The organism is Thalassospira povalilytica, from assembly GCF_002844235.1.
GTDB classification, from domain to species: domain Bacteria; phylum Pseudomonadota; class Alphaproteobacteria; order Rhodospirillales; family Thalassospiraceae; genus Thalassospira; species Thalassospira povalilytica.
The window spans coordinates 1-11,727 of record NZ_PGTS01000009.1 but is presented as its reverse complement, the minus strand read 5'-3'; the positions used below and the strand labels follow the sequence as shown (position 1 = coordinate 11,727).

Annotated in this window: 9 protein-coding genes; all 9 read right to left on the bottom strand. The window is 55.1% G+C overall.

Features of this window, described 5'->3' with window-relative positions:
- Positions 1 to 15 precede the first annotated feature (15 nt).
- Complete coding sequence (fliF, locus tag CU041_RS19015) at positions 16 to 1,617, bottom strand: flagellar basal-body MS-ring/collar protein FliF (protein WP_068518010.1); 1,602 nt, start codon at positions 1,615 to 1,617, stop codon at positions 16 to 18.
- Between the two features lie 355 nt (positions 1,618 to 1,972).
- Positions 1,973 to 3,718 carry a flagellar hook protein FlgE gene (locus CU041_RS19010; protein ID WP_101248081.1) on the bottom strand — a complete coding sequence of 582 codons (1,746 nt, stop codon included), beginning with the start codon at positions 3,716 to 3,718 and terminating at the stop codon, positions 1,973 to 1,975.
- Between the two features lie 50 nt (positions 3,719 to 3,768).
- Entirely contained in the window at positions 3,769 to 4,533 is a 765-nt protein-coding gene (locus CU041_RS19005; protein WP_068518008.1) for a flagellar hook assembly protein FlgD, read from the bottom strand.
- A 21-nt stretch (positions 4,534 to 4,554) separates the two neighbouring features.
- Positions 4,555 to 6,195 carry a flagellar hook-length control protein FliK gene (locus CU041_RS19000; protein ID WP_101248080.1) on the bottom strand — a complete coding sequence of 547 codons (1,641 nt, stop codon included), beginning with the start codon at positions 6,193 to 6,195 and terminating at the stop codon, positions 4,555 to 4,557.
- Between the two features lie 274 nt (positions 6,196 to 6,469).
- Positions 6,470 to 6,985, bottom strand: coding sequence for a flagellar export chaperone FliS (fliS, locus tag CU041_RS18995; RefSeq protein ID WP_101248079.1), 516 nt, complete (start codon positions 6,983 to 6,985; stop codon positions 6,470 to 6,472).
- Positions 6,986 to 7,042: 57 nt separating this feature from the next.
- Entirely contained in the window at positions 7,043 to 8,812 is a 1,770-nt protein-coding gene (gene fliD / locus CU041_RS18990; RefSeq protein WP_101248078.1) for a flagellar filament capping protein FliD, read from the bottom strand.
- A gap of 101 nt (positions 8,813 to 8,913) precedes the next feature.
- Positions 8,914 to 9,279, bottom strand: a complete 366-nt coding sequence (locus CU041_RS18985) for a flagellar protein FlaG (protein ID WP_068518003.1) — start codon at positions 9,277 to 9,279, stop codon at positions 8,914 to 8,916.
- A 97-nt stretch (positions 9,280 to 9,376) separates the two neighbouring features.
- Complete coding sequence (locus CU041_RS18980; RefSeq protein ID WP_101248077.1) at positions 9,377 to 10,723, bottom strand: flagellin N-terminal helical domain-containing protein; 1,347 nt, start codon at positions 10,721 to 10,723, stop codon at positions 9,377 to 9,379.
- A 549-nt stretch (positions 10,724 to 11,272) separates the two neighbouring features.
- The coding region (locus CU041_RS18975; protein ID WP_267893504.1) for a flagellin at positions 11,273 to 11,727 on the bottom strand (455 nt) is incomplete at its 5' end.

The window sequence follows — 11,727 nt, the reverse complement described above, 5'->3', positions numbered from 1 at the left end:
CGACTGATTGGAACATCAATTTTCCTGATACAGCCAGTTGCGAATGATCGAAAGAGCTTCTTCCGGATGCTTTTCCACGATCTCGCCGATTTTCTTGACCGAGGATGCCTTAACGCGGCCTTCGACCTGCGACAGGTTGATCAGTTCCTCGCCGTCATCCATGCCCGGGGCCATCGGAACCGGTGCCGGTCCTTCAAGGGCCGGCGTGCCTTCGGCGGTCATGTCATCTGCCAGAAGCTGACGCTGGGCCATGTCCGCTGCACTTGGCAGGGTTTCAAACGCACGGGTCAGAAGCGGGCGAACCACCAGCAGGATGACCAGGATGGCGACAATGGCCAGAACCAGCATTTCAGCAATGCGGAAGATCTCGGCTTTGTCCAGACCAAGGAAGGTCTCGATTTCTTCATCCGGGAACAGATCACCGGCATCGGCGAACTGCATGTTGATGACTTCGACCTGGTCGCTGCGCTGCGGGTCATAGCCGATGGCGCTGCGCACAAGGGCCGCGATCTTTTCGAGATCCTCGGGGGAGCGTTCCTGATACTGACGTTCGCCATTCTCGTCGGTGGTATAGGTCCCGTCGACAAGGACTGCGACAGTAACGCGTGAAATTTCGCCGATTTCCTTGACCTGGGTCGTCGTGGTTTTGGAAATTTCGTAATTTACGGTTTCCTCGGACCGGCTTTCCTGACTTTGGGCACCGGCACCGTTGGCCCCGCCAAGGTTGGGATCGGGCAGGTTATTTTGCAGGGTCACCGGATCGGTGCCTTCGGTCTCGGAATTGGTCGAGTTTTCTTCGATCGTCTGGCTTGAACGGATCACACGTTCATCCGGGTTGAACCGTTCATCGGCAGTGGTGACCTTGTTGAAGTCCATTTCAACGGAAACTTCGGCACGCACTTCGCCATATCCAAGCGACCGTGACAGCAGATCTTCGATCGTATTGCGCAGGCGGCTTTCGGTGCGGATGCGCATTTCATCGGCCGTCTGGGTCAGGAAGGTCGATGATTGCTGTTCGCCATCGCCGCGCGCCAGAAGCCGGCCACGTTCGTCGATGATCGACACCTTGCTTGGCTGCAACTGCGGAACGGCGGCCGCGACCAGATGCTGGATGGCGACAACCTGTTCGGGTTTGAGTTCACCACCGGACATCTTGACTGCGATCGATGCGCTGGCTTCCTGGGTTTCGCGCGAAAACATCTGACGTTTTGGCAGAACAAGATGCACACGCGCCTGCTGGATCGACTGGATCGATGCGATGGTACGGGCCAGTTCGCCTTCCAGGGCACGAACATGGTTGATGTTCTGCTCAAAGCTGGTGGCACCAAAACCGTCGGAATTGTCAAAAACTTCATAGCCGACAGAACCGCCGGCGGGCAGGCCGCTTTCGGCCATGCTCAGGCGCATGCGGTTGACCTGATCGGCGGGAACCAGAATTTCCGTACCGCCATTCAGAAGCTGATACTGGACTTGCTGGTCTTCGAGACGGTTGACGATCTGGCTGGCATCAGCCGGTGACAGATCGCGATAGAGCAGTTCCATATTCGGCGCGGATACACGCAAAATCAGGAAGGCAAAGAATACAAGCAGCAACACACCCACGCCGCTGATGGCCATCAGGCGTGTAGGTCCAAGACTCTTGAGTGTTTGCAACAAGCCGCCCACGTTCGACTGCTCCGAAACCAAATTTAACCACTGTCCCCGATGCGGGTCGGTCCATACGGAATTCGACCAGCATCAACAACGAATAGTTCTCCATGCTGAAGAACAGGTTAACAACCGGCAATTTTTGCCCAGTTGCGTGATTCAAATTCACCAGTGATTTGAATCATTTGTATCTTTGTTGACCGGTTTGGCCTTCGTTTAATGTAGTGAGTCATTGTGCCAAAAAGAAGCCCGGCACAAGTGCCGGGCGAGTCCCTGTAAAAGCAGAACATCGCAGGGCGGGCTAACGCCCTGCAACAGATATCAATTACCGTTTGATCCGGATCAGCTCGTCGAGCATTTCATCGGTCGTGGTAATCGTCTTGGTGTTCGCCGAGAAGGCACGCTGGGTCACGATCATGTTGGTGAATTCTTCACCGAGATCGACGTTCGACCCTTCAAGGGCGGATGCCACAACGTTACCCGCACCGTTCAGGCCCGGTTCACGCAGCAGATAGTCACCCGATTCACGCGTCTGGCGATAAACGTTACCAGTGTGGTTTTCCATTTCATCGGGGGCCTCGAAGGTGGCGATTGCCAGCTTGTAGACCGGGCGTTTCACACCGTTGGCGAATTCGACTTGCAGGAAGCCTTCTTCGGTCAGGGCGTAGTTCACCATGGTCCCGGCCTGTGCGCCGTTCTGGTTGATGAAGTGGGTGGTGTAATTGACAAGGTTACCGTTTGCATCGGCACCGGCAGCGAACTGCGTGATACCGTTACCAAGGCCGATGGTCCCGAAATCAAGGCTGAAGGTACTGTCATCGGCACCATTGGTCCATTCCGCAGAAATATCGGCATCGTCAAGGTCACCGGTCGTGCCGACAGTTACACCGCCGATGGTTGCTGCAACACCGGTAAAGGTCTGAAGGTTGCCCGACCCGTCAAAGGTGATGATACCGGCCTGAATAAGACCGTTCGGGTGATCTGTCGCGTCGAGTTCACCAGCTGTGGTGTTGCCGGTCAGCTCAAAGCCCCAGCGGTTCTGACCAAGTTTCACGACCTGAAGGTTGACCGTATGGGCCGAACCCAGCGAGTCATAAATCGTGACAGGCATAGTGTTGTCTTCGGCAACCGTGCCGGTTGCAAGGTTACCAGCAACATAGGTCGGTGCCAGGGTGCCCGGCACACCCGGAACCGTGATGCCGGTTGCACTGAATGGCGTGCCGGTCACGTTGGCAAAGGTCACGCCCTGATCGGCAAAGGCCGCAGTCAGGGTCAGGGTATCGTTGGTGCCGGTTGTGGTGGTTGTCGCATTAATCCCGGTCACAGCACTGATGGCAGCGGCCAGATCTTCAAGCGTGTCACCGGTACTGATCGTGATGTTGGTTGTCGTACCGTTATGGGTGATGCTGAACTGGTCACCGTTGTTGATACCGGCAAGGGTGGTCAGGTCGGTGGTGTCATAGTCGATACCGGTCGTGGTCGAGGTGGCGGTGCCACCTGTCACAGCGGTTTCGTCAGCGTTAAGGTTTGCGCCGAACTCGATCGACGTCGTCGAAGCCGCAGCCGTCAGGATCGAGTTGATGTCGAGAACCTGAAGGTCGGTAACAGCCGAGCTGTTTGATGTCGTGGTGTTACCATTTGCATCAAGAAGCGTACCTTCACGGTCGGTTGCCCAACCCTGAACATAGTAGCCCGCCGTATTGCGCAGATAGCCGTCATCATCAGGCTTGAAGTCACCGGCGCGGGTAAAGAACAGTTCGTCATTCGTGCCCGGGTTCGCATTGTCGCGGACGATAAAGAAACCGTCGCCTGAAATTGCGGCCGCCGTGGTCGATGACGTTGCCTGAAGCAAGCCCTGCTTGCTGATCAGGGCAGTCGGGTGGAACAAGACACCGCCCGGGGTGTAACGGGTGTTGGTGGCGGATTCCGTCACCAGGGTCGAAAAACGACCAACCGTACCCTTGTACCCGATGGTATTAAGGTTCGAGATGTTGTCCGAAATGACGCCCAGGTTCTGCGACTGCGCGTTCAGGCCGGATACACCGGAAATCATTGCACCAAAAAGGCTCATTTTTCTTCTCCTGCACTTACAGGGTGTTGATCAAAATCGGAAGAAAGCCCTCAGGCTGCTTCGTCCTGTTCGTCACTTCCGGTATCATTGCCGCCAGTGTTCGTATCTGTAGAGCTCGCACCCAGCTTGACGTTGGTAAGGGTGGAGAACGGTACAGAGACGTCACCAATGCGGAGATAGATGTCGCTATCGTCGATATCGACACTATCGACAGACCCGATGATGCCAATGGCAACAGATGCAGGTTTGCCTTTGTCAGTCTGGAATGTGTCGCCGTTTGCGGCCATCGGCTTGAGAACCAGGGTATAGGCCCCGGCTGCCTGTTCGACGCCGCTATTGTTTTTACCGTCCCAGGTAAAGGACTGCAGGCCGGACACATCGGTAAGTTCTTCGGAATAGATGGTTTTGCCGCTCTGATCCTGAATCTGCAGTTGCAGACGCGGAACTTCGGGCGAAACGTTGTATTTGTATTTCAGCTCGCCGCCTTCTTCGAGCCAGTTGGTATCACCAACGGCTTCGATCTCGGCCCCGACATAGGACAGGGCAGAAAGCTGACGCTGCTGACTTTGCATCGCAATCAGGTCTTCGAGGTTCTTGTTGCTCTGGATACCCTGTTCAACCTGGGCGAACTGGCTCAGCTGGTCGGTGAATTTATCACTTTCCATCGGCGAGGTCGGGTCCTGGTTCTTGAGCTGGGTGGTCAGAAGCGTCAGAAACGTATCAAAGTTCTGCGCAAGCTGGCTTGCCGAGCTGCTGGACGCGGCGTTGGTATCGCTTTGGGACAGACCAACGTTGGTTAGGGATGAAATGGCCATGGGAAGTTCCCTCTACCTTTCCTAGATCCGAATATCGACAAGGCCGTTGGGATTGATCCCATAGCCAATGCCAACATGTTCGGCGAGTTCGGCTCCGCTCAGGATGTCGCCATCGCCCGGGCTGCTGCCCTGGTTGGCGGTCATCCGAGATTGGCTCTGGCCTTCCTGACCCCGGCCACCTTGATCTCTGTGTTCAAAGGTGAAGCTCTGACTGTCTGCATTCAGGCCGGCATCCTTAAGAGCCTGCTGCAATGCACGGGAATCCTGGCGCAACATGTCCAGTGTTTCGCGTGTATCTGCCTGAATGACACCCTGGATACGGCCATCGTGGCCGATCTCCATTTTCACATCCACCCGCCCAAGATGTTCGGGGCGAAGCTGGACCGAAATTTTATCAACACCGTCACTGGCGGCGTTTTTGATCGACACGGCAACCTGCTGCTGGACCTGCTGGGCGGGGGCCTGACGCGCGGTCTGTGCGGTTTGGCCACCGGTATTGGTCTGATGCAGGCTGTTGGTGCTATTAAGCTGTCCCGGCGCGGTTTGGGCGGTTGCTTCGCTTGCGCCGGTTGCTGTTACCGTGCCATTTGCAGCGGCATTAGCCTGTGCCTGCGAGCTGCCAGCTGCATTTTGCATGTTCTGGGCACCGGCTGCTGCAGCCATGGCTTGCTGGGCTGCCTGGGCGGTTTGTGCCGGGTTGGTTGCGGTTGACTGTGCGCCATTGGCGTTTGCCGACTGGCCGTTGACCGTTGCGTTGGTGATGCCTGTTGCGTCGGTTTTGGCTTTGCCATCGGCGCTCATTGCATCAACAATGCGCGACAGGAATTTATCAGACGAGACATCATCACCGGCGGTCGTATCCACGCCATTCATCGCCATTTTTGCCGATGAAGCGGCGGCGGGCTGCGAGAGTGCTGTTGAACTCATCAGACCGTCGGTCGTGCCATCGCTGGCAGCGGCATTGGCGGCCATTCCCGGATTGACCTGACCGTTTGCCGGTGTGCCGTTCTGGCCGTTGGTGCCGGCATTTGCATTGATTGATTGCGATGCGGCGGCCTGTGCTTTGGCCAGATCAATCGCCTGCTGGGATCCCGGAAGCGGGACGGTCTGGGCAGGCTGATTGGGATCGGTTACGGCAAGCTCGACCTGGGTGTCGTCACCTTCGGCAGTTTCTTTATCGCCAGCGGCAGATTTTCCATCTTCCGACGGTGCGCCATCATCATCAGAGGCCGCGACATTTTCGTCAGAAGGCTGATCGCTATCTGCGCTTTGGGTTTGATCCTCAGCGCGGTCGGCATCGCGGCTGCCGGTATCGACATCGCGATTGTCATCGGCCTTGCGGTCATCGGTTTTGCCATGATCGTCGCGGTCATTGCGCTCTGCGCGCATCGGTTCATCATCGCGTTTGTCATCGGAACGTGATGCGCTTTTGGCATCGTCATTTTCAACGCCGCGATCGGCATGCCTGTCTGCGCGGCTATCGTCCCAGGTGCTCTGGGCAGATTTTGCCGTGTCATATTTGATCTGGCTTTTGCGCTCCGACCAGTTTTCCGTGATCGATGCCATGACATCGCCAAAGCCCGAACCCGCACTTTCATTGGCGGTTGAGCCCGGAATGGAGATGGTTGGCATAGTGCTGTTTGTAATCGCAGAGCTGTTCATGACCTTGGTCCTTTTGGAAACAGTGTCAGAACATTTGCAAGCGCCGGGCCAGTTTCAGGTGTTAACAAATTGTATAGAATTTCAGCGCCTTAGCGGGCTGTTGCCGACAGGGGAAATTTTTGCCCGACCTGTCTATCCCCCGGAACCGGGCAAAAATGATCCTGTTTCGGGAAGGCCGCAACGAATGGCATGGCTCAGACATGCAAAAGGCCCCGACAAATATGTCGGGGCCTTTATGCGGGTCAAATGACCAAATTCGTTTCCGCTTTGCGGATCAGGCCGAAATTGACAGGCCCGATTTTGCCGGTGCCGGGGCTTCTTCGGTGCCCGATGCCGTATCCGGTGCTTCGATCTGTTCGGATGCGGCGGGTGCCGGGCGGTCTTGCTGGGCAATCATGATGGCCTGACGCAGTTCGCCTTCGCTTTTTTCAGCCAAGGCAGCCCACGAATCACGAAGCGGTGTCAGAAGACGGGCGACTTCATCGGCAGGTGCCGGGTCATTCTTGCGATCAACATCCATCAAGCGGATCAGGCAATGCGCATAAAGGCGCTCCAGATTGGCGGCGATTTCGCCACCCTGTTCCATATCCAGCGTGTTTGAAAGATGGGCAATCAGTTCCTGTGCGCTGCAATTCGCGTTGCAGCGCCCCTGAATGTCGTTGCGCTCAATCGCGTTCTTTGCCTCTTGCAAGCGCGACAGGGTCTTTTCGAACAGCATATACACCATCTTGGCGGGTGAAGCTGTATTGACCTGCTGGTGCTTGTACGTTTGGGCGGCGTGTTCATTCATGCGACACTCCTTGGTATGCGACGCGTCTCTTTAGTGTGCATGTATGGCATGGAAAAGTTAACTACTATCTTTACCTGCAGCCATCAATTCGTCGAGAGAGCTCTGAATGTTCTTCATCCGTGCGAGGGCAGATTCCATCGCAATGAACTGATCCATCAGGACTTCTCGCTGTCGGGAAAGGCGGTCGTCGATCCGCTCAACTTTTTCGTCATAGGACGTGTTTTGCGTTTCGAGATCCGAAATTGCCTGGGTCAATGTGCCGTTTTCATCATCCAGGATTGAGTCGAGTTCAAAATAGAACTGCGCACCAATACCAACAGATGTGGTCACAGTGGCCGTGTCGTTTGCCAGACCATCGCCACCATAAATCAGGCGAAGACCATCGGCTGTACGAATGCTGTTCCCGGTCACAACGGCGTTTTTGCCCGTCGTGGTCACGCCATCAACCGTGATGTCATAGGTCACACTGGTGATGGCACCGCCGGACGCATTGATGTTGAAATCATAGGTCGCGGCATTGGTCTTGTTGCTAAAGCCGGTCATGGTGACGTCGGAATTGTTCGATTTCCCGCGGAACAGGAACAGTTCCATCACCTCATCGGGCTCATTAAGCAGGGCCGCATTCAGAGCTGCTTCATCGACTTCGATGGTTTTGCTAACAAGCGGGTCCTCGTTCGAGCCATAGGCGACGAAATCCAGACCGATTTCAGCCAGCACCGAATAGTCATCCTTGCCTGCACGGTCGGTTACACCATTGGCAAAGGAACCGGCAATCTGCTGAAGGGCGGACTCAATGCTTTTGACAGACGTATTGCCAAGCAGAATCGCGTCTTCGGATGCTTCGCCGGTGGTCGGATCGACAAAGGTCTTTTCGTTGATAAAGGTCTGAACCGCGTTATAGGCATCAACAAAGTCAAGGATTGCCGTTTTCGCCTGGTTCAGGTCCTGTTCGATCTCGATCGTGATTTCGGTGCCCGGTTCGGCATCATAAAGGCTGATGGTCAGGCCATCGATCAGATCGGAAAATTCGTTGGTGCCACGGGTAACGGTAATGCCGTCAAGCGTGATGGAGGCATTATTGCCATCGTCAATCACATTGGCGGCGTTGATCGTGGTCGGATCGGTCAGAACACCCAGACTTTGCAGGACGTTACCGGTATCGTCACTAAAGGACATCCGGTTATCAACGCCTTCTTCGGTCGAGGTGAAGATGATCGTGCTTTCAGTCGCCGAAACCTTGATAACAGACGCCTGAACGCCGGTGGTGTCCTTGACGTTGTTGATCTTGTCGCGAATATCCTGCAGCGTATCGCCAGCCGAAACCGTGATCGACGAACTGCCCACGCCACCGGTAACGGTGAAGCTGCCGGTGCCGGTAAGACCGGTGACGTCTGCGCTTGCCGCGACGGCCTGGGTGTCACTGGACAGTTTGTGCTTGCTTGCGACATCGACGATTTCGAACTTATAGCTTCCGGTCGCCGCAGCATTGGTCGCGGTAACCCCCATCAGGGAGCCGGCGTCGCTGCCGTTTGAGGCGGCGAAAATCTGTTTTGCTTCGAAGATGTTCTTCGATTTGTCGAAACTGGTCGCACCATAAAGGTTCGCCATGGAATCCTTGAGCGTACCAACAAGGGTTTGCAGCTCTTTCAGGGCGGCAATTTTTTCGTCGTTGGCTTCGATGCGTTTTTCAAGATTGTCCGCAGGAATACGACGGGCAGCAATCATCTGGTCGACGGTGTCGACGAAATCGATGTTGGATGAGCCGCCAGACAACTGGACGCGGCCGTTATCGCCAACATAGATGTTATTTAAATTCAAGCTGCTCATTGGTTTAGCTCCTTGGGCGCGCCCGGTCGATTTTGCCTATGTGCGGACGTATCTGTCCGAAATGTCTGCAAAAACCGTGCCTGATGTGCCCGCTGGTCCCGTTAAATTTCTTCGTCCACGAAGCTGCCAAGATATTCGCGCATCTGGGAAAACAGTTGCTGCAACTCTTTGGACGGGATTTCACGCAGGACATCGCCGCTTACGCGATCGGTAACCTTTGCGACAACACGACCGGTGTCCTGGTTAAAGTTCAGCTCGACACGTGCCGATCCGTCAGCGACATCAGGCAGATCAAGACTTGCCAGCGCGTCCTGCAATTCTTTGGGAACAGCAGACTGCTTTTCTGCCGACTTCGCAGCAGTGCTTGCCGCGGTCGTGTCGATTTTCGGGGCAGGTGCAGGCGACGCAGCAGCGTAACTGCTGCCCGCTGAACCTGGTGAACTATAACTGTTGTTTACAACTTCCATTTTCCTAAGCTCCTAAGCCGCCATCCTGTGACAGCAGGATGTCTTGTTGAATTACAAAGGCAATCCAACATGGACGTGCCCAAGTGAGACAGCGTGCTTACTGCAACAGACGCAGCAAATTCTGCGGCATCTGGTTTGCCTGTGCAAGCATTGCTACACCGGACTGAACAAGGATCTGCTTGGAGGTGAAGGCGGTCATCTCGGCCGCAACATCAAGGTCAAGCAGGGTCGAACGCGCAGATTCAGTATTTTCCTGCGTGGTTGCAAGGTTCTGTCCCGCAAAGTCCAGACGGTTCTGGGATGTACCCACGGCTGCACGTGCGCGCTGCAGATCGTCAATCGCGCGGGTGACAACTTCAACCGAAGACTGCGCATTGGCCGCGGTGCTGATCGCGGTCGCGCCAAGGTCCTGCAACGATGTCTGGGTTCCCAGCGCACCGGCACCCAGCGTATCGGAATCAACCGCATTCAGGGTGATCGAAAGACGGTCATTTGCGGTATTTCCACCACCAACCTGGAATTCGATGGAGCTCTGAAGCTGCTGACCGTTATCGGCCGCCATGGATACGATATTGCCGGTTGCGGAGTTGATGCCGCTCGCGCCAAAGGTTGTATCGGTGCCAAAGTCGGATGCGCCGGTATTGTCAGCGCGAATAGCAGCAACAGACGTCGAGAAGTTGGTGTTGACTGTGAAAGTCAGACCCAGTTCGTCAAAATTAAGCGTCGCATTTTCGCCGGCGGCAATTGCAGTCGTCCCGCCTGTTCTGAAGTCCGTGATATCAATTGATTGCGTACGATCAGCAGCGCCATCAATAAGGCTGGTGACGGTCATGATGACCTGGTCGCCTACGCCGTAATTTATATTCACTTCAAAACTGTTGTCAGTGACTGTGTTGGTATTGGCATCAGTCGCCCAGTAATTGTTGTCGGTGATGGCAAAATTGTCAAAACCGTTCACGGGGACGAGGGCCTGACCTTGCTGGCCGGCTGCCAGATCACCGAACTCAAACGCCACATCGCCACCGTCACCCAGCAGCTGGATGCCGTTAAAGTTGGTCGATGACGCGATACGGTCGATTTCTTCACGCAACTGAACAAATTCATCGTTCAGGAAACCGCGCTCGGTGTCGGAAAGGTTGCCAGAGGATGCCTGAACAGCCAGCGTTTTCATACGCACAAGGATGTTATCGATGGTTGCCATGCCGCCATCGGCGATCTGGAGCATCGAGTTGGCCTGGCCAACGTTTACAGAAGCGGTTTTAAGGGCCTCGGTCGTCGCATTCAAGCGGGCGCCGATGGCCATGGAAGCTGCGTCATCGCGCGCGGAAACCACACGCGTACCGGACGACAATTTCGACAGCGAACGGGTCGCCATCGTGTCAGAAGCCGAAAGGTTACGGTGTGCTACGTTCGCAGCATAGTTCGAAATAATATTAAGAGCCATGACGCATCTCCTACTTGGACAGCTCTGAACAACATCTTGCTGTTCGTATCCGGCACATTTGCCAGAACTGCTTTTGCTGTTCTACATGGCAACAAAAGCGAAACTACAGGTAAGATGAAATATACTTTTAGGTTAGTTGCCTGTCCAGTGAAAAAATTAATCTGTAGTTAATCATAAAAAACAAAAGGTTAGTGGGCGGAAAAATATTGTCCTGTTGCCAAATCCGCAGATTTCAAGGCGAATCCGGTTTGGCTTTACTCGGATTCTGGTATGCTGCAATGCGATAGCTGTCATTCGTATAGGTATGCTTGTGGCTGTTCTGGTTGTGGGTACTGTGTCGTGTGGTTGCAGTCGGTTTACAATTTCGCGGCAAGCAGCAGGGCTGTGTCGTCTTCGGTGATGGTGTTCAACGGGGCGCTAGGAGCTAGGAGCTGTAGTCATCCCTTGCGGAGCTCATGCGCGCCAAGGCCAGAAGGTGGTGTTGGTCACCACGAAATAAAAAAAGGCGGCCAACAGGCCGCCTTTTCGTGAATTTTCAGGTCGCCAGGATTACTGGAGCAGACGCAGCAGGTTCTGCGGCATCTGGTTTGCCTGTGCGAGCATGGCCACACCGGACTGAACCAGGATCTGCTTGGAGGTGAAAGCGGTCATTTCCGCAGCCACGTCAAGGTCAAGCAGGGTGGAGCGTGCCGATTCAGTGTTTTCCTGCGTGGAAGCAAGGTTCTGACCAGCAAAGTCCAGACGGTTCTGCGAGGTACCAACCGCAGCACGTGCGCGCTGCAAGTCGTCAATCGCACGGGTAACAACTTCAACAGTGTTCTGGGCAGCAGCAGCAGTTGCAATGTCAACAGTTGCGGCATTCAGAGCTGTTTCAGTGCCACCAACGCCGGTTCCAAGAGATCCGGAGTCAACAGATGTCAGGTTGATCGACAGGCGGTCGTTTGCGGTGTTACCGCCACCAACCTGGAACTCGATGCTGTTTGCCAACTGCTGACCGTTGTCGG

Bases quoted from the DNA above. Each gene is read 5' to 3' on its own strand.
- fliF (WP_068518010.1), bottom strand. From the start codon at position 1,617: ATGGCCATCAGCGGCGTGGGTGTGTTGCTGCTTGTATTCTTTGCCTTC.
- CU041_RS19010 (WP_101248081.1), bottom strand. From the start codon at position 3,718: ATGAGCCTTTTTGGTGCAATGATTTCCGGTGTATCCGGCCTGAACGCG.
- CU041_RS19005 (WP_068518008.1), bottom strand. From the start codon at position 4,533: ATGGCCATTTCATCCCTAACCAACGTTGGTCTGTCCCAAAGCGATACC.
- CU041_RS19000 (WP_101248080.1), bottom strand. From the start codon at position 6,195: ATGAACAGCTCTGCGATTACAAACAGCACTATGCCAACCATCTCCATT.
- fliS (WP_101248079.1), bottom strand. From the start codon at position 6,985: ATGAATGAACACGCCGCCCAAACGTACAAGCACCAGCAGGTCAATACA.
- fliD (WP_101248078.1), bottom strand. From the start codon at position 8,812: ATGAGCAGCTTGAATTTAAATAACATCTATGTTGGCGATAACGGCCGC.
- CU041_RS18985 (WP_068518003.1), bottom strand. From the start codon at position 9,279: ATGGAAGTTGTAAACAACAGTTATAGTTCACCAGGTTCAGCGGGCAGC.
- CU041_RS18980 (WP_101248077.1), bottom strand. From the start codon at position 10,723: ATGGCTCTTAATATTATTTCGAACTATGCTGCGAACGTAGCACACCGT.